This window comes from Bradyrhizobium sp. AZCC 2176 (assembly GCF_036924645.1).
In the GTDB taxonomy this organism is placed as follows: Bacteria; Pseudomonadota; Alphaproteobacteria; order Rhizobiales; family Xanthobacteraceae; genus Bradyrhizobium.
Map to the genome: position 1 here is coordinate 665195 of NZ_JAZHRX010000001.1, position 20043 is coordinate 685237.

Here is a 20043-nt window from a genome sequence, read left to right on the forward strand (position 1 = left end):
GGTTGCCGATTGATGGGTTTCGCTTCGCTCTACCCATCCTACGAGGAAAGAGCGCGTTGATGAACGGCACCAATTTCACATTGTTCCTCCTGGCCGCGCTGGTCATCGCCGCCGTGCCCGGTCCCGGAATCTTGTACGTCGCCGCGAGGACGCTGTCGGGTGGCAAGCGAGCTGGCATCGCGTCAACGTTCGGGACTGCGCTCGGCGGGCTCGTGCATGTGATCGCGGGCGGGCTTGGCGTCTCGGCGATCATCCTTGCCAGTGCCGAACTGTTCACCGTGCTCAAATTTGCCGGCGCGCTCTATCTGGTCTGGCTTGGCCTCAAGACATTTCGCGAGGCGCGCGATCTCTTGCCGCAACAGGCCATCGCTGTCGGTACGCAACGCGTGTTTCGGGAAGGCGTGCTGGTTGAGGCTTTGAACCCGAAGACCGCAGCCTTCTTTCTGGCCTTCATTCCGCAATTCATCGATCCGGCCGGCGGCTACGTCGCCCTTCAGTTCATGACGCTCGGCCTGATTTCGGTGGCGCTTAACACGCTGGCCGATGTCGTCGTGGTGATGATGGCCGCCACCGCGCGCGCCGGTCTCACGCGCAAGCCGAATCTGCTTCAACGATTGCGACAGGGCTCGGGGCTGTTCATTGCCGGGCTCGGTATTTCGCTGGCGCTGGCGCGGCGGCCTGCAAGCTAGCCTAGCTCAACGTTCCCGCGTGCACCCACCAGCCGGGGTGATCGCGCCGGAGCTTCTCCGCCGCGCGGCCGGCTTCGGCGGTGTTCTCGTAGATCGCAAAACAGGTGGCGCCCGATCCGGACATCCGCGCCAGCCAGGCGCCGTTGGTCGCATTGAGCGCCGAGATGACCTCACCGATCACGGGCTGGACGCGCATGGCGGGTGCTTCCAGATCGTTGGAACTGGCGGCGAGCGCTTCGACCCAGTCTTCGAGCGAAGCCTTCTCGTCGGGCCAGCGATCCTGCAGCAGCACGTCGGTGGCGCCGACCAGCAATTCGCCATTACGCAGGCCGAGTGCATTGAAGACGTCTTTGGTCGCGACGGGAACGCCGGGATTGACCATCACACAGGGCATTTTCGGCAGGCTGAGCGGCTGCAGCGTTTCGCCGACACCGGTCATCACGCAGCCGCGTGAATTGACGCAGACCGGCACGTCGGCGCCGGTCAGTTGCGCGACCTCGATGATGCGAGGATCGTCGAGCGCGAGCCCGTTCAATTGCGACAGCAGCCGCAGCGCCGACGCGGCATCGGCCGAACCTCCACCGATTCCGGCCGCGACCGGCAAGGCCTTGTCGAGCGAAAAGCTGCCGGCCTTCATATCCGGTACGCGCTCGGCCAGGAGACGTGCGGCCTTGAGCACCAGATTGTCCGACGTATCGCCGCACGCCTCCGCCAGCGGTCCCGACATCTTCAAATCCAGATCCGAACCCGGCGTCAGCGTCAGCCGATCGGCGCAATCGGCGAACGCCACCACGCTTTCGAGATCGTGATAGCCGTCCACACGGCGGCCATTGACCCGCAAGGTCAGGTTGACCTTGGCGCGAGCCTCGTCACTCAATACCGGCATTGCGGAACAGCCCCCAGAGTCCTCGCCTCAGCCACCCTTGCCGTCTTCCTTCTTCTTGTCGGCGGACGCCGCAGAAGAGGTGTCTTCGGACAGACCGTTGGCAATCTTGGCTTCGATCTTCGGCAATTCCTCCGCCTCGGGCTTCAGATCGCGGGCATGGGCCCACTGGAATTTGGCTTCCAGCGTCCGCCCGACACGCCAATAGGCATCGCCGAGATGGTCGTTGATGGTCGGATCCTCGGGCTTGAGATCGATCGCGCGCTCGAGATTCTTCACCGCGTCTTCAAAATTGCCGATCCGGTAAAACGCCCAGCCCAGCGAATCCACGATGTAGCCGTCGTCGGGACGCTGATCGACGGCGCGCCGGATCATCTTCATGCCTTCGTCGAGATTGATGCCCTGGTCGATCCAGGAATAGCCGAGATAGTTGAGGACATGCGGCTGCTCGGGCTGCAGCTCCAGTGCCTTGCGCATGTCGGCCTCGGCCTTGCTCCACTGCTTGGAGCGCTCCTCGCAAATACCGCGATAGTAGTAGGTGACCCAGGTGTTCTTGTCGGTGATCGAGGCCATCGCATCGATCGCCTGCGAGTAGGTCGCGGCGCAATCGTTGAACTTCTTGCGGCCGCGCTCGATGTTGCCGAGCGCCATGATGGCCTCGATGTCCTTTGGCGCTTCCGCGGTGACACCCTTCAGGATCTTGATCGCCTCGTCGCTGCGGTCGGCGGCGTCCAGATTGGTGGCAAGCTGGATCTGCGCATTGCGCTTGAGCGGCGAACTGGCCGGCATGCGCTCGTAGACCTTGATCGCCATCTGAGGCTTCTTCACGGACTCATAGAGATCGGCGAGCGACAGCAGCGCCAGCGGATGATTGGGCTGCAGGTAGAGCGCAAGCTGCAGATAGACCAGCGCCAGATCCTCGCCGCCGCGACGGGTCAGCGTGGCGCCGATGCCGTACAGCGCCTCGGCCGCGCCGGCCTGCGCCGAATCGACCAGCGGCGACATCTTCTTGCCGGCCCGGGTCTCGCGCAACCCTTCCTGCACCAGCGGATGTCGCGGCAGCTTTTTGTCGAACGCCTCGTAAATGCCGGCCGCCGCCGCGCCGTCCTTGTTGCGCGACAGCCAGCGCGCATAGGCGTCGGACACCCGCAGCATCGAATCGTCGAGCTTGTAGGCGCGCTCGAACCGCGCGCCGGCATCCTTGTCCTTGCCCGAGATCTCGAGGACCATGCCGGTGTGCAGATCCTTGAAGATCGGATACCATTCGGGGCCGGTCAGCTTGTCGATATTGGCGACCGCTGCCTTGGCATCGCCCGCGCCATAGCTCGCCCAGCCCGACAGCAGCGTCGCCACCAGGTCGGTGATCGGTCCGCGGATCGACTGGTTGATGTTGACCTGGGCGGCCGCATATTTCTTCTGCTTGAGGTCACGCACGCCAACGACCAGCCGCGCGACGCGGTTGGCCTTGTCCATCGTCAGGATGCGATCAGCAAGCTTGACCGCTTCATCGATGTCGCCATCGGCGAGCGAGGAGATGAAGGCACGGTCCAGAAGTTCGTTGTTCTTCGGATCGGTGCGCAGCGCGGAGCGATAGAAAGCTGCAGCGGATGCGGCGTCGCGCTCGACGCTGGCATGCCGCGCGGCGAGATAGCTGCCCGCCGTCGTCAGCGATTTCAGATCGGACTTGGTGGGGAATTGCGCGGCGCTGTCGGCCGGATGTTCGGGCGTCTGGGCCCAGGCCACGCCAGGCGCGGTCAGGCTGGCAGCGGTAATTGCAGCGATGGTCCAACGATTCATACGAGTGGAAAGCATCACGTTCGCCTAGCTCCAGGATGTATGGCGGGATCGTTACGATCGGTCTCGAATGCAAACCCAAGCGGCGGCATCTCGGGCAGCGACAATGCCGCTTTTGGCCCTCAACCGCAAGGATACGGGCTGGCGAATCGATTGGCAGATTAGGCTCTTAGGGCTCCGATTTAGCCAGCCCAACCCGGAAACGCTTTTACTATGGCGGTATCGTGGCCGGAGGCGGTATCAGCCTCCTCCAACTCACGCAATCGTGGTCCATACGGGCTCTCTACATACCCTGGTAGTTGGGACCGCCGCCGCCCTCCGGCGGAACCCAGGTGATATTGCCGTTCGGGTCCTTCACGTCGCAGGTTTTGCAGTGAACGCAGTTCTGGGCGTTGATCTGGAAGCGTGGACCGGAGGTTTCCTCGACCCATTCATAGACGCCGGCCGGGCAATAGCGGTTCGACGGTCCGGCGTAGACATCGTGCTCGGACGTCTTCTGCAGGTTCATGTCGGTGACCTTGAGATGAACCGGCTGGTCCTCTTCATGGTTGGTATTGGAGAGGAACACCGAGGACAGCTTGTCGAAGGTCAGCTTGCCGTCCGGCTTGGGATAGGCGATCGGGGTGTGTGCCTTCGCCGCATCCAGCGTCGAGCGATCGAGCTTGGCGTGCGACTGGGTTCCGAACAGCGAGAAGCCCAGCGTGTTGCACCACATGTCGAAACCGCCGAGCGCCACGCCGATGATGGTGCCGAACTTCGACCATAGCGGCTTGACGTTGCGGACCCGGTGCAAGTCCCGGCCGACGGCAGAATCGCGCCAGGCGTTTTCATATTCGACCAGTTCGTCGTTGGCGCGGCCGGCGCCGAGTGCGGCCGCGACGTGCTCAGCGGCAAGCATGCCGCTGCCCATCGCGTTGTGCACGCCCTTGATGCGCGGCACGTTGACGAAGCCCGCCGCGCAGCCGATCAGCGCGCCGCCCGGGAAGCTCAGGCGCGGCACCGACTGGTAGCCGCCCTCGGTGATGGCGCGTGCGCCATAGCAAAGCCGCTTGCCGCCTTCGAACACGGTACGGATCGCAGGGTGGGTCTTGAAGCGCTGGAATTCGTCGAACGGCGACAGATACGGATCGTCGTAATTGAGATGCACGACGAATCCGACCGCCACCTTGTTGTCGTCGTAGTGGTAGAGGAACGAGCCGCCACCAGTCGAATTGTTGAGCGGCCAGCCGAACGAATGCTGGATCAGGCCCTTCTGGTGCTTGGCGGGATCGATCTCCCAGACTTCCTTCAACCCGATGCCGAATTTCGCCGGCTCGCTCTTGGCGTCGAGGGAAAATTTCGCGATCAGCTGCTTGCTCAGGCTGCCGCGCGCACCTTCGGCGAACAGCGTATACTTGCCCAGCAGTTCCATGCCGCGCGTGAAAGAATCCTTGAGGCTGCCATCCCTGGCGATGCCCATGTCGCCGGTCGCGATACCCCGCACCGCGCCGTTGTCGTCGTACAGCACTTCGGCCGCAGCAAAGCCGGGATAGATTTCGACGCCAAGCGCCTCCGCCTTCGGCCCCAGCCAGCGGCAGACATCGCCGAGCGAGCCGATATAGCAGTGATGGTTGTACATCAGCGGCGGCATGGCGAAGTTGGGCAGCCGGATCGCGCTGGTTGCGGTGGTCCAGTAGAAGCGGTCGTCCTTGACCTGGGTCTTTAGCGGACAATCGGCATCCTCGCGCCAATCGGGGATCAATTTGTCGAGGGACACCGGATCGATCACGGCGCCTGAGAGGATATGCGCGCCGACTTCGGAACCCTTCTCCACCACCACGATGCTGAGATCGGCATTGAGCTGCTTCAGCCGGATCGCTGCCGCCAAGCCAGACGGCCCGGCGCCGACGATTACGACGTCGAATTCCATGGATTCGCGAGGAGGAAGTTCTTCTGCACTCATGATCTGGTCTCAGCCCGATTGAGAACGGCTCTAAAGGCTCGTTGTTTCCGATTTTTGCGCCGATAACAACCATGGAAATGCAATGCGAGACGTTTCACGCCGGCGCGATCCATACTAGATTGGCATAATGGATTTGATCCCCGAACCCGCGCCTAATCTTCGGCAATTGCTGGCTTTTTATCTGGAAGCCGGGGTCGATTGCGCGTTGACGGAGGAGCCGGTCGATCGGCTGAGCGAGCTAGAGGCCCCGATAGCCCCCGTCCCGGTTCGCGAGGCTGCGCCAGTCCGCCCGGTGAGGGAAATGCCCGCTACGATACCGGGAGTTCCGCGGAGCGAAATCGCGCCTCCGCCGGAAGCGGCCATCGCCCTTGCGCGCGAGGCGGCGCGAACGGCGCCGACGCTGGAAGCGCTGCGCGCGCTCCTGGAAAATTTCGAGGGCTGCGCGCTGAAAAACACCGCGACGCGGCTGGTGTTTGCCGACGGCAATCCGCAGGCGCGCATCATGTTCGTCGGCGAAGCGCCCGGGCGCGACGAGGACATCGAGGGCCTGCCGTTCGTCGGCCGTTCCGGCAAATTGCTCGACCGGATGATCGCGGCGATCGGGCTCGACCGCAGCAAGGCCTACATCGCCAATGTGATCCCCTGGCGACCGCCCGGCAACCGGACGCCAACGCCGCAGGAGACGCAAATCTGCCTGCCGTTCATCCAGCGGCAGATCGAACTGGTGAACCCGGACGTGCTGGTGACGCTCGGCAATCCCTCGACGCAAAACCTGCTGTCGACCCGCGAGGGCATCATGAGGACCCGCGGCAAGTGGCTCGACTACGATACCGGCACGCGCACTATCCGCGCCATGGCGACGTTCCATCCGGCGTATCTGCTGCGGTCGCCCTCCTACAAGCGGATGTCGTGGCAGGATCTGCGCGCCATCGCGAAGGCGCTGGAGCAGGCGCCCCCGGCTTGAGGCTTACGGCGCCTTCGGCCGCACGATGGCCCAGCCGACGCGCAATAGCGGCTGGCGGCCGTTCACCATCCATTCGAAGGCGCGCGGCACCTCCGGCACAAGGCCCGGAAAGCGTTGCGCGATGTCGGGAGGTGGCGTGCCCGACGTGTCAGAGGCGCGCCAGACCACGACGCCGCCGGTCTGATTGAATTTCGCGGCCGACAGCCACGGCGTTCGTTCCGGCGTGGCGTCAAGCAACAGATGCGGGCGCCCGGTGCTCATCGCGATGAAACTCGCCAGTTGCGGATCGCCGGCCACGGCGCGCAGCCGCTGATTGGTTCGCCGTTCGAAATTGTCGCCGAAGAATGCGGCAATCGCTTTCGCCGGCAGCGAGGTCGGCACTTCGGCAGCTCCGGTCCAGGGCAGAACAAGCGTGGTCACGATCACCGCCAGGGCGGGAGCAACGACTGCTGCGGCCCAAACCGTCCGCAACACACGCTGACGCCGCAGGTGAATCAGATCGCCGGTTGCCACGATCACCGCGAGCCCCGACATCAAGAGCGCAACGCCCGCGCCGCCCACGACGTGATCAAGATTGAACAGCCCGGCCAGGAAACTTCCGAGCAGCCCTGGGGCGACGGCGAAGAAATAGACGAAGTCGCGCGCCAGCGAATCGACCGGCGGCCGGTAGATGATCGGCGCCTCCTCCGCGTGACGGGCGAACCAGCCCGAATTGAGGATGGCCAGCAGCACGATGGCGGACATCGCGAGCACGAGGCCGACAAGCAGCCCGCCCCATTGCAGCGCGCGCGTGCCGAGATCGGAGATTGCGGGCCACGGCGGCATGGCGAGTGCGTCGGCGCGGAGCAGCCAGACCAGATAGGGCAGGACCAGGACGGCGATCACGAGCAGCGCATAAAGCGGATCGAGCGACATCAGCACACGCCGCCCCCGCGCGGTGGCAACGGCAAATCCGGCGAGCAGCAACAATATTCCAGGCGCGGCCGACGTCGTCAGCAGCAAGAGCCCGGCCTCGATCGACCAGGCGAACCACGCGTAGCGCCGGTTCTGGCCAATCAACTGCCAGGAATGCAGCAAAAGCAGCGCCCACAGCGGGCGGGCCAGCACCAATGGTCCGAACTCGACGCCGGGCGAGCTGAACGCCACCACCGTCATTGAGAGCAGGACCGCGAGCACCGCCTGCTGCCCGCCGACGATCGCGCGGGCCAGTTGATAGTAGATCCAGAAGGTAACGACGGCGCAGACTTGCGCCAGCAGATAGACGCCGAACATGTGGTTGCCGGCGGCACGAAAGGCGATGTCGGCGAGCCAGAACGCCAGCGGCGGGCCGAGCCAGGTTCCGACCTGGTATTCGCGGCCGAAGGCCAGCGCGGTCGCAAGGTCGCCGGGCGGGCTGCGGTAGAGCAGCATCGGCAGCATCAGCCAAAGTCCGGCCTGCGCCAACACCACGAGCCAGACTACCAGCCGCGGCCGGGCGCGGATCAGTTCGACAACGAGCGAGGTGAAGCGCATGAAACGTCCGAATGCCGGGCCGAGCAGCCCTGTCCTTAAGGGACGTTTGATAGAGCGCACGAGCCGCCGAGGCAACCGGCCTCAGATCGCCACTGAAATTTCGGAATCAATCTCCCCATCCACGGCAAAGAGATCGGGCTCGACCGTCTCTTCGATTGTCTCGGGGAAGTGTTTCAGCCGCGCGGCAATGACCGGGGCGAAAAACCGGCGGTGATGGATGCTCGGGCCTAACCGGTCCAGCGCCTCGCGATGTTCCGGGACCGCGTAGCCCTTGTGGGTTTCGAAGCCGTAGCCCGGGCAATCCAGCGCCAATGCGCACATCAGGCGATCGCGCGTCACCTTGGCGATGATCGAGGCGGCTGCGATCGACACGACCAGGCCGTCGCCGCCGATTACTGCATCGCAGTCGCAGGGCGCGTCGATCTTGTCGCGGCCGTCGACAAACACATGTTTCGGCATCTCGGGCAGCGCACGGACCGCGCGCGCCAGCGCCCAGAGCGAGGCACGCAAAATATTGTCGCGATCGATCCGCGCCGGCGAGGCAAAGGCGACCGCAAAGGACGATGTCGCGCAGATCTCCTCGAACAGTTCCTCGCGGCGCTCGGCCGTCAGCCGCTTGGAATCGTCAATCCCCTTCGGGACTCGCTTCGGGTCCAGCACCACGGCCGCCGCCACCACAGGCCCCGCCAGCGGACCACGGCCGGCTTCGTCGCAGCCGGCCACCGGCCAGACGCCGCGCTTGATCAGCGCCCGCTCGCGGCGAAAGCTCGGCGGTGCGACCGCGATGACGCCCTTCAGCGGCTCGGCCTGTTCCTTGCCGACCTTGTTGTCGGCGGTTTTCTTATCATTTTTCTTGGCGGACTTGTCCCGAATCATGGCGGGATCCTGCGAAAGTGCGTGCCCCGGCGCAACCGGGAACCCGGCACAATTCCCGTTATTCAGCGCGCCGCTGGCGCCACTCCTCGGCCTCAATCACATAAACGCGCCGGCTTCCGCGCCTGGGGTCCGCAATGGTCGTCAGATAGCGCATTCCGAGCTTCTCGAGCGCGTGAATGGACGGTGCATTTTGCGGATCGACAAGCCCGAGCAATCTGCCGCAGTTGAGTTGCTCGAACCCCAAGGCAAGCTGCGCCTTGCCGATTTCGGTTGCAATCCCCTTGCCCCATACCCGGCGCGCAAGGACAAACCCGATCTCAAAATCGTCGGCTCCAAGCGCATCGCATGGCGATAAGCCGGCAAAGCCGATGATTTCGCCCGCGGGCTTTTCGGTCAGAACCGCCATCCCCGTGAGGCTGCCACCGAAGGTGAAGAATCTCCGGATGAAATCTTCGGCGGCGTCCGTTGCCATCGGCGCTCCGGAAAATGCAAAGCGCATCACATCACTGTCGCCGAAGATCAGATTGTGCAGAGTGGATATATCCGCTTCGGCCGCAGCGCGCAGAATCAAGCGCGGCGTCGCCAAGATGACGAGTGGCTGCTTTTCCGATACCGGCGCGGGCTGCTGGTTCATCCAGCCGCAATACGCCAATTCGCCGGCAGAGAGAAGCGGTGCGGCCACACCATCGTGGGTTCTAATCCGGCAGGTGAACCCGCCGGTCGTCGCCGACCTCGATCCCGGGCGCGACCACAACTTCCCAGGGATGGTTGTCGGGATCGCCGAAATAGCCGGAGTAACCGCCGTAGTCGGTCTTGTGCGCGGATTTCAATAGCGACGCGCCGCAGGAAATGGCGAAATCCAGCACCGCGTCGACCTCCTCGACGGAGCCGCAATTCCAGGCGAGCGTCGATCCTCGAAAGGTTTTCGGCCGTGGCTCGTCCGGCAGCGTGGCGTCGCGGGCGAGTTGATCCCACGGGAAAAGCGCGATCACCGTGCCGCCAGTATCGAAGAAAGCAACCGCCTCACCGGTTGCCCGCATTCTTCGGGCAAAGCCGAGCGCTTCGTAAAACGCGATACTGGCGCGCATGTCGGTTACGCCGAGCGTAATGACCGTGAACCGCGGGGTTGGTTTCGAAGATTTTTCGCTCATCTTACTCTCCACATTGCCTGCGACAAACGCGAAGCGTTTGCGCAAGGGAGCCTAAGCGATGAAGCAATCCACACTTCTTGCTCGGATAAATGGATTGCCTCGCGGAGCCTGTCATCACTATGCGAGCGCAATTGCGCTCGTCGCGGGGCGCGCATTCGCGCGACCCGGTGGCTCGCAATAACGATAACTACCTAGAACAGACTCAGTTGCTGTCCGCTGCGCTTCGGCCTGACGAAATGATCGATCGTCAGTTTCGAGCGGCGCTTGTTGAGGCCGAGCTTTTCGCAGGCGATTTCGAACCGCCGCCCGATCATCCAGGCCATCGGGCCGGTACCCTTCATCCGTGCTCCCCATTGCGAGTCGTAGTCGCGTCCGCCGCGCATGTCGCGGATCAGGGTGAAGACGTGACGGTAGCGGTCGGGATAGTTCGCCATCAGCCACTCGCGAAACAGGTCGCGCACTTCCAGAGGCAGCCGCAGCAGCACATAGCTTGCTTCCTTGACGCCGGCGTGGGCCGCGGCATCGAGAATGCGTTCGATCTCGGAATCGTTCAGCGCAGGAATCACCGGGGCGACCATGACGGTCGCGGGAATGCCGGCCTCAGACAATTGCCGCAGCGCCTCCAGCCGCTTCGGCGGCGTCGAGGCGCGTGGCTCCATGGTGCGCGCCAGCTTGGGATCCAGCGTGGTCACGGAAATGGCGACCTTGGCCAGATTGCGCTTCGCCATCCGTTGGAGAATATCGATGTCGCGCGTCACCAGCGCCGATTTGGTGACGATGCCGACGGGATGACCGGCTTTATCCAGCACTTCGAGGATGCCGCGCATGATTTTGTGTTCGCGCTCGATCGGCTGATAGGGATCGGTATTGGTGCCGATCGCGATCATGCGCGGCTCGTAACCCGAGGCGGCCAGTTCCTTCTCGAGCAGTTCGGGCGCGTCCGGCTTGGCCAGCAGCTTGGATTCGAAATCGAGCCCGGGCGACAGGCCGAGAAAGGCGTGGGTCGGCCGCGCGAAGCAATAGACGCAGCCATGCTCGCAGCCGCGATAGGGATTGATCGAACGGTCGAACCCGATGTCGGGCGAGTCGTTGCGGGTGATGACCTTGCGCGAGGTATCCAGCGATACCGTCGTCTTGAACGGCGGCAGGTCGTCAAGGCTCTGCCAGCCATCGTCGAACGCAACCCGCGCCTCGGCTTCGAACCGGCCGCTCTCGTTCGATTGCGCGCCGCGGCCACGCCGTCGCTGCTGTTCGATGGCAACCGCAAGCTCAGGGAAAGGTGTCGCACCCGCCGGCTCGGAGGGCGCCGTGACCGGCGGGTGCTTGAGGGCATGAGAGGATGCTCGGCTCATGGAGCGAACATAGCACGCCAAAAGAACAAATCAAGAACATCATCAACAACAATTCACGACGAAGCATAAACCTTGGAAAAGGGCTGGCGCCAGTGCCGCAAAAAACTGCACGCAAACGGCTGCTTTGATTATGACAAGGTGATAACAGTGCGGCGTTTTTCCTCGTTTGAGCCACCGAAGCCTCATCCATGTTGAGCGTGATCATTCCGACCGAAGGTGTCGAGCAGCCCGCCGTCGCAACGCTGGCGGCGCTGGTGCCGGGCGCCGCAGCCGGCGTCATCCGCGAGGTACTGTTGGTCGACAGGGCCGGCAACGGCGTGATCGAACGGGTGGCGGACGTGGCCGGCTGCCGCTTCCTCGAGTTTGAAGGAACGCGCGCCGCAGCGCTGGCCGCGGGTGCTCGGGCGGCGCGCTCGCCATGGCTGATGTTCCTGCACGCCGGCGCGGTGCTCGACAGCGGCTGGATCGAAGAGACCACGCAATTCATCCAAAACGTATCGAGCAGCGGCCGGCCGCGCGCCGGAGTGTTTCGCTATGCCCGCTCGCCGTATGCCGACACCCGGCTGCGCGATGGCTTCAAATTTGTCGCCCGCATGATTACCGGGCCGTCGGCGGAACAGGGGCTCTTGATCGCGCGCGATCATTATGAGCGGCTCGGCGGCTACCGGCCGGATTCCCGCCGTTCCGAGACGCGGCTGTTGCGCCAGCTCGGCCGCTCGGCGCGCACCCAGTTGCGCAGCCGGATCATGGTGGTCGCCTAGCTCGGGCAGTGCGGCGGTATATCGCAGCGCCGACACCCAAAATATCGAAAACAACCCCATGCAAAGTAGAACGGGCCTTGGCGCGCCTCGTCGGAGGCCTGCCAAATATATACTTGCCAAAAGCAAATATATATTTGACAATAGCAATTATCGAGGGTTGCTAATGTCCCAACTGGATTCCGAACAAGAAATCGCAGCGGTACGCGCCTTCAACCGCTTCTACACCCGCAAGCTCGGCGTGCTGGATCAGCAGCTCCTGAAGACTCCGTTCTCGCTGAGCGAGGCGCGGGTGCTGTACGAACTCGCCCACCGCCAGGATCTCTCGGCAAAGGAGATCGGCGCCGAACTGGGTCTCGATGCCGGCTATCTCAGCCGCATCATGCAGAATTTCGATGAAGCCGGGTTGATCACTCGCGAACCGCTGCCGTCCGATCGCCGGCAATATCGGCTCGGATTGACGGCCAAGGGACGGCAGGCGTTCGCAGAACTCGAGCGCACTACAAAGGACGACGTCGCGGCGATGCTTGGGGCGCTACCGCGCGGCGGCAGGGAGCGCCTGATCGGGGCAATGGCCGATATCGAGCGACTGCTCGGCGATGCGCCTGCCGCACCACGACCGGCGACGCTGCGCGAGCCACGCCCCGGCGACATGGGATGGGTGGTGCAGAGCCACGGCGCACTCTATGCCCGCGAATACGGATGGGATTCCTCGTTCGAGGGGCTCGTCGCCGAAATCGCGGCCAAATTCCTCAGTTCGTTCGATGCGTCGCGCGAGCGTTGCTGGATCGCCGATATCGATGGCGCGCAGGTCGGCTCGATATTTCTGGTGCGGCACACCGACGATGTCGCCAAGCTGCGGCTATTGCTGGTCGACCCGGCCGGGCGTGGCCAGGGGCTCGGCCATCGGCTGGTCGCCGAATGCATCGCGTTCGCGAAGGCCTGCGGCTATCGCAAGATCACGCTGTGGACCCAGAGCATCCTCGTCGCTGCCCGCAAAATCTATCAGGAAGCCGGATTCAAGCTGGTCGCCACCGAGCCGCACCGCAGCTTCGGTCAGGACCTGGTCGGCGAAACCTGGGAACTGGAACTGTGAAGCCCGCGCGTCGCGACAGCTCGCGGCGCGTGACGCCTGAACTCATCGACTTCCATATCAAGCACGCGCATCAGTTGCGCGTCGAAGCCTGGCGCAACATGTGGCGCGGGCTATGGAGCTTGCTGGTCAGGCTGAAGCGCCTTGCGCTTTAGGCCGCCGCAGGTGCTCGTCGAGCCGCGGCATGATCTCGACGAAATTGCAGGGCCGCGTGCGGTAATCGAGCTGGGCGGCGAGGATGCCGTCCCATGCATCGCGGCAGGCGCCCGGCGATCCCGGCAGGCAGAAGATGAAGGTCGCGCCCGCAACGCCGGCGGTGGCGCGGCTCTGCACCGTCGAGGCGCCGATCTTGGCGTGGCTCAGCATGTGGAAGGCGATGGAAAAGCCATCCATCCGCTTCTCGAACAGCGGCTCGACCGCCTCCGGCGTCACATCGCGGCCGGTGAAACCGGTACCGCCGGTGGTGATGATCGCATCGACGCCGGCGTCGGCGATCCACCGTTTGATGATGACGCGGATCGCATCGACATCGTCGACGATGATCTCGCGCGCGGCAAGAAGATGACCGGCCGCGGTCAGCCGCTCCGCCAGCGTGGCGCCGGATTTGTCATCGGCCAGCGTGCGGGTGTCCGAGACCGTCAGCACCGCGATGTTGAGCGGGACGAATTGTTTGGTTTCATCGATGGAGGACATTTCGCTCGATCCCTCGTGTCCCGGACGCGGTGCAGCGTCTTCACGCTGCTCCGCAGAGCCGGGACCTAACTCAAAGAAGGACCCCGGACCAGCAGCGCATCACCATAGCGCGTCGAAGACGCGCGTGAACGCGCTTTCGGTGCTGCGCAGCATCCGGGGCACGAGACCGTTATAGAGCACCTTGGGCAAACGTGTTGCACGCCTGCACCGTGCCCTGCTGGTAGCCGGTCATGAACCATTGCTTGCGCTGCGCCGCCGAGCCGTGGGTGAAGCTATCGGGCACCACCCTGCCCGTTGACTGCCGCTGCAGCGTGTCGTCGCCGATCGCGGTTGCCGTTTTCAATGCCGCGTCGATGTCGCCGGCTTCTATGAAGCCCGGACGCTTCTTCTCTTCGCGGTTGACCCAGACGCCGGAAAGACAATCCGCCTGCAGTTCGACCTTGACCTGCAGCGCATTGGCTTCGGCCTTGCTGCCGGCCTGCTGTTGCAACCGCTGCACGCGCGGCAGGATGCCGAGCAGGTTCTGGATGTGATGTCCCGCTTCATGCGCGATAATGTAGGCGGTCGTGAATTTGCAGGCATTGCCCGAGCAGCCGCGAAAGCGCGTTTCGACTTCGCGGAAGAAGCTGGTGTCGAGGAATATCTGCTTGTCCGGCGGGCAGTAGAACGGTCCCATCGCCGACTGCGCCATGCCGCAGCGGCCGCCATTGGTGGCGTTGCGGAACAGCACGATGCGCGGTCCGGTATAATTCTGTCCGCTGGACTGGAATATCTCGCTCCAGCGGTCGTCGATCTCGCCGAGAACGCCTGATATCATGCTGCCGACTTCGTCCTTCGGGGCACCGGTCTTGGCCGGCCCCGATCTGCGATCGGTTTGGTAGGTCGGCGCTTGTCCCCCGCCGGTCAGGATTTCGGCACCGCCGATCAGGATGCGTGGATCGATTCCGAAAGCATAGCCGACCAGGCCGAGCACGATGATGGTGCCGATGCCGAGCCCGCCGCCACCCATCGGCAGGCCAAAACCGCCGCCACCGCCACCCATTCCGCCGCCGCTATCGTCGCGACGGTCTTCAATGTCGTCGCTACGGCGGAAATCATCGTAACGCATGGCGGTATTTCCTCATCCCCGGCTGCCTGCTCGAATACCCAACGCGACAATCACGTAGAATTTCCATTCCATTAATCAATAACCCGCCCGGCAAAAATTGCCTAGTGCACAAGCCGACGCAATCTCTGCTGGCAACGTGGCCGGCAGACTCTCTTCCGCATTCTCTGTCGGCAACCAGTTTGGTTAAGTCGATTTTTACTTTGCCCGGTCAATGTATCGCCAGTCGGTTGTTTAGTCCCGCGTCGCCGACAGCGTCGCCTGAGTCAGAGTAATTGAGTCATGGTTGTGTCGCGTCGCGGGGCGTCTGTAAGGGCGCCCCGCACCAAATTTGAGTCTGAGTCCAGCGCTCGCATCGTCATCGGCGATTGCGTCGCCGAGATGTCGAAGCTTCCGGCGGGTTCCGTCGATCTGGTGTTCGCAGACCCACCGTACAACCTGCAGCTCAAGGGCGACCTCAAGCGCCCCGATGAATCCCATGTCGATGCCGTCAACGACGACTGGGACAAGTTCTCATCGTTCGCGGCATACGACGATTTCACCCGCGCCTGGCTGCTCGCCTGCCGCCGCGTCATGAAACCGTCAGCCACGCTGTGGGTGATCGGCTCCTACCACAACATTTTCCGCGTCGGCGCGATCATGCAGGACCTCGGCTTCTGGGTCCTCAACGATATCGTCTGGCGCAAGACCAATCCGATGCCGAATTTTCGTGGCCGCCGCTTCACCAATGCGCATGAGACCATGATCTGGGCCGCGCGGGACGAGAAGGCCAAGGGCTATACGTTCAACTACGAAGCCCTGAAGGCCGCCAACGAGGATGTGCAGGCGCGTTCCGACTGGCTGATCCCGCTCTGCACCGGCGAAGAACGCCTCAAGGGCGCCGACGGCAAGAAAGTACACCCGACCCAGAAGCCCGAGGGTCTTTTGGCGCGCGTGCTGCTGTCATCGTCGAAGCCTGGCGATCTCGTGATCGATCCCTTCAACGGCACCGGCACGACCGGCGCCGTGGCAAAACGTCTCGGCCGCCGCTACATCGGTTTCGAGCGCGACAAGAACTATGCGAAAGCGGCCGAAGAACGTATCGCGGCGATCGAACCGCTGCCCGAGGCGACGCTGGCGCCGTTCATGACCGCGCGCGATGCCCCCCGCGTGGCGTTCTCCGAACTGATCGAACGCGGCATGATTCCGCCCGGCACCAGGCTGGTCGACTCCAAGAAGCGCCACGGCGCCCTGGTCCGCGCCGACGGCGCCATCATGCTCGGCGACAAGGTCGGCTCGATCCACCGCATCGGCGCGGTTGCCCAGGGCTCCGGCGCCTGCAACGGCTGGACCTTCTGGCATGTCGAGACCAAGAACGGCCTGAAGCTGATCGACGAGCTGCGCGCCGAAATCCGCTCCGGGATGGCGGCGGGTTAAGCCTCGTTTCACATCATCGCGCCACGCCCAGACCCGGCCTACGGCACGGCCGCGCCAAAGCACCACAGCATGCGTATGGCTCGCCCGGGCCGGAGATGGCGCGAAATTCGGCTTTGCCCATACACCGCGCAGCCGGCGCGGTCCGCCGGCATGGCAGCCGTGCCATGTGCGCGGGTGGCGATGCGCCTTTTCGCACCTATTTCGGGGCATACGTGCTACATTCATTTTTGCATAAGAGATTGCTCCCATGCGCACCCGAGGCTCCGAGTCGCTCATTGTGCTGCCGCTGCTACCGATCTTCCTGATCGGCTTGTTTCCAATGCTGCTGTTGAGTTTGCTGGGCCCCGCCGGACTGATCATCCTCGGCATCCTGGTCGCCAGCGCGGGCTTGACCGACATTCTGGACGCCAGCGGCGCCTTCAGTGAGCAAATCATCGTCCATGGTTATGCGCGAGGATCGGAGCGCACGGGGCAACGAACGGCGCTCCGTTCGGAAATGCGCTTTGCGTCGGTGATGATCGCTTCCGGCGCCGCCCTTGCGGTCTTCGGCATAGGCGGCCTGGTCCTATCGTAGGGCCCGGCCTTTCACGAACTCGTCGCTTGCGCGCCCCGCAAAAATTTGAGCATGGACGTGCTGTCCGGTGGCCTTTCCGCCGTGTCCGGATTCAGCACAAGCCAGCCTGCAAGAAGCAATCGGGGAAAATTCCAAATGCTCAAATTCTACTTCAACGGATCGCCCAACCCGACCAAGGTCGCCCTCTTCCTCGAGGAAGCCGGCATCGCCTACCAGCCGGTCGCCGTTGACACCCGCAAGGGCGACCAGTTCAAGCCGGAATACCTTGCCATCAATCCGAACGCCAAGGTGCCGGCGATCGACGATGATGGCGTCAAGGTGTTCGACAGCAACGCCATCCTGCTCTACCTCGCGGAAAAGACCGGCAAGTTCCTGCCTGCGAACACGCCCGCCAACCGCGGCGAATTGCTGTCCTGGCTGATGTTCGCCGCCACTGGCGTTGGCCCGTTTTCAGGCCAGGCCGTGCACTTCAAGCATTTCGCACCGGAAAAGATCGACTACGCCCATAACCGCTACCAGTTCGAGGCGCAGCGGCACTTTGGCATTCTCAACGACCATCTCGCCAGCCGCCGCTATATGGTCGGCGACACCTATACCATCGTCGACATGGACGTCTGGGGCTGGGCCCGCATGCTCCCCTTCGTTCTCGGCGAGGACGCGGTTGCGAAATATCCCAACGTCAAGCGGCTGGTCGACGAGATCTCGGCCCGTCCTGCGGCAGCCAAGGCGATCGCGCTGAAGGATAACTTCAAGTTCAAGGCCGAGATGGACGACGAGGCCCGCAGCAACATGTTCAAGCATCTTTCGGTGAAGGCGGCCTGAGCAACGCCGAGAAAATCGTAGAGAACCTGTAGGGTGGGCAAAGGCGCGCTTGCGCCGTGCCCACCTTTTTTGAAGCATCTGCGTGAGGAATGGTGGGCACGCGGAGCCTGTCATCGGGCGCGCATTCGCGCGACCCGGTGGCTTTGCCCACCCTACGAGCTCAGCTCCGCAACGACTCTATGTCTCAAACCGCAGCAGCGAGCTTTTGCTCCGCGGGGAAAGGGCCGAGCACACGCTCAACCAGCGCAGAGTCGCAATACTCCTTGATCTCCTTGATCTTGCCGTTCTCGATCCGCCAGACCATGCAATACTGATTGTCGTAGCGCTCCCCGGACTTGGTGACATTGTCCCCGCGGGCTTCGACGACGACGTAATCGCCTTCCGCGATGAAGTTGAACGCCAGCGTGCGCGGCCGCCCGGCGGCGAGCAGCGACCGCAGATGACCCATCAAGCCGTCGTTGATAGCCTCACGGCCCTTGAATTTGCCCGACCAGGAATACTGGCCGGTGACGACCCAGGTGACATCCTCGGCGATATTGTCAACGAAGGTCGTTCCGCTGCGGTTCGCTGAATCTGCGTAGACTTGTTGCACCAGCTTCTTGTTTTCTGCTGCGCCCATGGCGGCTTCTCCTTTGATCTGATGTCCGATCATTGCGCGCCCTGTGGTCATTCTTCCAATCGATACTGAGTATGATATATATTCATTCCATGAATTTGAATTCGCTTGACCTCAATCTGCTGGTCGCACTCGACGCGCTGCTCAGGGAAGCCAATGTCAGCCGCGCCGCGATGCGGATCGGGTTGTCGCAGCCGGCCGCCAGCCACGCGTTGCAGCGGCTGCGCGACCTGATTGGCGATCCCCTCCTGGTTCGCACCGGCGCGCGGATGGAGCTGACGCCGCGCGCGCAGGCGTTGCGTGCGCCCCTGGCGCAGGCGCTCGACCAGGTGCGATCCCTGTTTATCTCCGACGATTTCGACGCCGCCAGAAGCGAGCGCCAGTTTCGCCTGATGATGCCGGATCTGGCCGTCGAGCTTCTGATGCCGCCGCTGATGGAGAAGATCACGAAGATAGCGCCGAACGTTCGGGTCGACGTGGTGCCGTGGCGGGGACCGGCGATCTTCACGGCGGAATTCGCCCGCACGATCGACATGGTGATCTCGATCGGCAACGCCTTCAGCGGATTTCACCGGCAACGGCTCTACACCGACAGCGATGCGCTGGCCGTCCGGCGCGGCCACCCCGCCGGCGCGCGGCTGAAGCGGATCGAAACCTTTCTCAACGCGCGGCATGTCGCGGTCGTGATCCGCGGCCAGAGCGAGGACCTGATCGACATCTGGTTACGCGCCAAGGGCATCGAGCGACGGATCGCGCTGGTCGTGCCCGGCTATATCGAGGCGCTGCATGTGGCCGCGCGCACCGATCTCGTCGCTTTCGTGCCGCGCCGCCTGATCGGCGCGCTGTCGAAGCAGTTATCGCTTGCAGCCATCACGCCGCCGCTCGATCCCGGGATCGACGAGCAGTTCATGTTCTATCCGACCCGGGCCCAGATGGACCCCGGCTCGATCTGGCTGCGCAACCTCATGCTCGGCATCGGTCGCGAGATGGAGCGGGACCGGAGGAAAGCCACATCGTAACCATCAGACCCTCATGGTGAGGAGGCGCATTAGCGCCGTCTCGAACCATGTGGTCCGGCTCTGCCATCATCCTTCGAGACGCAGCTAACGCGGCTCCTCAGGATGAGGTCTGACATACGATCAGGCTTTCTCTTCCGCCAACACCTTCTGCACTGCCGGCCGTTCCGACACCCGCTTGCGGTGAGCGACAACCTTCGGCAGCGTCGCAAGATCGACGCCGTCGGCTTCGAGCCAAAGCGCGATCGTAAACAGATAGGGATCGCAGATCGTATACTGCTCGCCCATCACCCACGGTCCCTTCAGCATGTCGCGCTCGATCAGCGCAAAGCCTGCGGCCATGGTTTCCGGCACCTTGCGCTTCATGTCGGCGAACGAGGACTCCTCGACGGCCCAGCGATAGCCGCGCATCTTGTGGGCGTGGGAAACATGCACCGTCGAGCAGAGATAGCTGTTGAAGGACTGCGCCTGCGCAAAAGCGAACGGGTCGTCCGGCACCAGCTTCGCCTGCGGAAAGCTCTGCGCAATGTAGGTGAGGATTGCGGGCGTTTCGGTCAAGGTGCCGCGGTCCGTCACCAGCGCCGGCACCCGCCCCTTCGGATTGATCGCAAGATATTGCGGGGTGGTCTGCTGGCTGTTCTTGAAGTCGAGCCGCTCCGCCGCATAGGAGGCGCCAGCCTCCTCCAGAGCGATATGCGAAGCCAGCGCGCAGGTACCGGGGGCGTAGTAGAGCTTGAACATGTTAATCCTCCCAGTGGGAAAGCTGAGGTTAACGGCCCCGCGTTCC

At 63.4% G+C, this 20043-nt stretch carries 21 protein-coding genes; 9 read left to right on the top strand and 12 right to left on the bottom strand.

The genetic code is table 11. From position 1 onward, the window contains the following. The first annotated feature begins 59 nt into the window (after positions 1–59). Positions 60–689, top strand: a complete 630-nt coding sequence (locus V1288_RS02955) for a LysE family translocator (protein ID WP_334355650.1) — start codon at positions 60–62, stop codon at positions 687–689. Position 690: 1 nt separating this feature from the next. Here the strand turns inward: V1288_RS02955 and V1288_RS02960 are convergent, their stop codons facing one another. The 3 genes from V1288_RS02960 to V1288_RS02970 all read right to left on the bottom strand — a co-directional run bounded on the left by V1288_RS02960 (position 691) and on the right by V1288_RS02970 (position 5308). Then, positions 691–1575, bottom strand: coding sequence for a 4-(cytidine 5'-diphospho)-2-C-methyl-D-erythritol kinase (locus V1288_RS02960; protein ID WP_334355651.1), 885 nt, complete (start codon positions 1573–1575; stop codon positions 691–693). 27 nt (positions 1576–1602) lie between these two features. Next, the gene (locus tag V1288_RS02965) at positions 1603–3384 is read right to left on the bottom strand and encodes a tetratricopeptide repeat protein (RefSeq protein ID WP_334355652.1); all 1782 of its coding nucleotides are present in this window, start codon (positions 3382–3384) and stop codon (positions 1603–1605) included. Between the two features lie 265 nt (positions 3385–3649). Continuing rightward, entirely contained in the window at positions 3650–5308 is a 1659-nt protein-coding gene (locus tag V1288_RS02970; protein ID WP_334355653.1) for an electron transfer flavoprotein-ubiquinone oxidoreductase, read from the bottom strand. Between the two features lie 133 nt (positions 5309–5441). Here V1288_RS02970 and V1288_RS02975 point away from each other — a divergent pair, with 133 nt between their 5' ends. Then, positions 5442–6272, top strand: coding sequence for a uracil-DNA glycosylase (locus tag V1288_RS02975; RefSeq protein ID WP_334361179.1), 831 nt, complete (start codon positions 5442–5444; stop codon positions 6270–6272). A 3-nt stretch (positions 6273–6275) separates the two neighbouring features. Here the strand turns inward: V1288_RS02975 and V1288_RS02980 are convergent, their stop codons facing one another. The 5 genes from V1288_RS02980 to V1288_RS03000 form a co-directional block, all read right to left on the bottom strand. Next, on the bottom strand, positions 6276–7784 hold the full coding sequence (locus tag V1288_RS02980) for a glycosyltransferase family 39 protein (protein ID WP_334355654.1): 1509 nt from the start codon (positions 7782–7784) through the stop codon (positions 6276–6278). A gap of 81 nt (positions 7785–7865) precedes the next feature. Further along, positions 7866–8660, bottom strand: coding sequence for a ribonuclease HII (locus tag V1288_RS02985; protein ID WP_334355655.1), 795 nt, complete (start codon positions 8658–8660; stop codon positions 7866–7868). Positions 8661–8718: 58 nt separating this feature from the next. Next, the gene (locus V1288_RS02990; protein WP_334355656.1) at positions 8719–9294 is read right to left on the bottom strand and encodes a GNAT family N-acetyltransferase; all 576 of its coding nucleotides are present in this window, start codon (positions 9292–9294) and stop codon (positions 8719–8721) included. A gap of 61 nt (positions 9295–9355) precedes the next feature. Next, on the bottom strand, positions 9356–9811 hold the full coding sequence (locus tag V1288_RS02995; RefSeq protein WP_334355657.1) for a VOC family protein: 456 nt from the start codon (positions 9809–9811) through the stop codon (positions 9356–9358). Between the two features lie 191 nt (positions 9812–10002). Continuing rightward, positions 10003–11163: a PA0069 family radical SAM protein gene (locus tag V1288_RS03000; protein ID WP_334355658.1), complete on the bottom strand. Its 1161-nt coding sequence runs from the start codon at positions 11161–11163 to the stop codon at positions 10003–10005. A 188-nt stretch (positions 11164–11351) separates the two neighbouring features. On the opposite strand from V1288_RS03000, the gene V1288_RS03005 reads away from it, so the two are divergent. The 3 genes from V1288_RS03005 to V1288_RS03015 all read left to right on the top strand — a co-directional run bounded on the left by V1288_RS03005 (position 11352) and on the right by V1288_RS03015 (position 13169). After that, on the top strand, positions 11352–11924 hold the full coding sequence (locus V1288_RS03005; protein WP_334355659.1) for a glycosyl transferase: 573 nt from the start codon (positions 11352–11354) through the stop codon (positions 11922–11924). Between the two features lie 163 nt (positions 11925–12087). Further along, positions 12088–13017, top strand: a complete 930-nt coding sequence (locus V1288_RS03010) for a bifunctional helix-turn-helix transcriptional regulator/GNAT family N-acetyltransferase (RefSeq protein WP_334355660.1) — start codon at positions 12088–12090, stop codon at positions 13015–13017. Further along, complete coding sequence (locus V1288_RS03015; protein WP_334355661.1) at positions 13014–13169, top strand: hypothetical protein; 156 nt, start codon at positions 13014–13016, stop codon at positions 13167–13169. The genes V1288_RS03010 and V1288_RS03015 overlap by 4 nt, the downstream gene beginning before the upstream one ends. Here V1288_RS03015 and moaB read toward each other — a convergent pair. Together moaB and ypfJ are read right to left on the bottom strand one after the other, a co-directional pair. Beyond that, the gene (gene moaB / locus V1288_RS03020; RefSeq protein ID WP_334355662.1) at positions 13144–13707 is read right to left on the bottom strand and encodes a molybdenum cofactor biosynthesis protein B; all 564 of its coding nucleotides are present in this window, start codon (positions 13705–13707) and stop codon (positions 13144–13146) included. The two genes, V1288_RS03015 and moaB, sit on opposite strands and share 26 nt — an antisense overlap. Before the next feature lie 169 nt (positions 13708–13876). After that, positions 13877–14815: a KPN_02809 family neutral zinc metallopeptidase gene (gene ypfJ, locus V1288_RS03025; protein ID WP_334355663.1), complete on the bottom strand. Its 939-nt coding sequence runs from the start codon at positions 14813–14815 to the stop codon at positions 13877–13879. A 279-nt stretch (positions 14816–15094) separates the two neighbouring features. Here ypfJ and V1288_RS03030 point away from each other — a divergent pair, with 279 nt between their 5' ends. From V1288_RS03030 to V1288_RS03040, 3 genes are all read left to right on the top strand, one after another. Then, on the top strand, positions 15095–16228 hold the full coding sequence (locus V1288_RS03030; protein ID WP_334355664.1) for a site-specific DNA-methyltransferase: 1134 nt from the start codon (positions 15095–15097) through the stop codon (positions 16226–16228). Between the two features lie 247 nt (positions 16229–16475). After that, positions 16476–16802: a hypothetical protein gene (locus tag V1288_RS03035; protein ID WP_334355665.1), complete on the top strand. Its 327-nt coding sequence runs from the start codon at positions 16476–16478 to the stop codon at positions 16800–16802. 135 nt (positions 16803–16937) lie between these two features. Next, a complete protein-coding gene (locus V1288_RS03040) occupies positions 16938–17624 on the top strand; it encodes a glutathione S-transferase family protein (RefSeq protein WP_334355666.1) in 687 nt (228 codons plus the stop codon). Positions 17625–17808: 184 nt separating this feature from the next. Here V1288_RS03040 and V1288_RS03045 read toward each other — a convergent pair whose 3' ends face one another. Continuing rightward, positions 17809–18243, bottom strand: a complete 435-nt coding sequence (locus V1288_RS03045) for a nuclear transport factor 2 family protein (protein WP_334355667.1) — start codon at positions 18241–18243, stop codon at positions 17809–17811. An 89-nt stretch (positions 18244–18332) separates the two neighbouring features. Here V1288_RS03045 and V1288_RS03050 point away from each other — a divergent pair, with 89 nt between their 5' ends. Continuing rightward, positions 18333–19259, top strand: a complete 927-nt coding sequence (locus V1288_RS03050) for a LysR family transcriptional regulator (protein ID WP_334355668.1) — start codon at positions 18333–18335, stop codon at positions 19257–19259. A gap of 120 nt (positions 19260–19379) precedes the next feature. On the opposite strand, the gene V1288_RS03055 is transcribed toward V1288_RS03050, so the two are convergent. Beyond that, on the bottom strand, positions 19380–19997 hold the full coding sequence (locus tag V1288_RS03055; protein ID WP_334355669.1) for a glutathione S-transferase family protein: 618 nt from the start codon (positions 19995–19997) through the stop codon (positions 19380–19382). Positions 19998–20043: the final 46 nt, after the last annotated feature.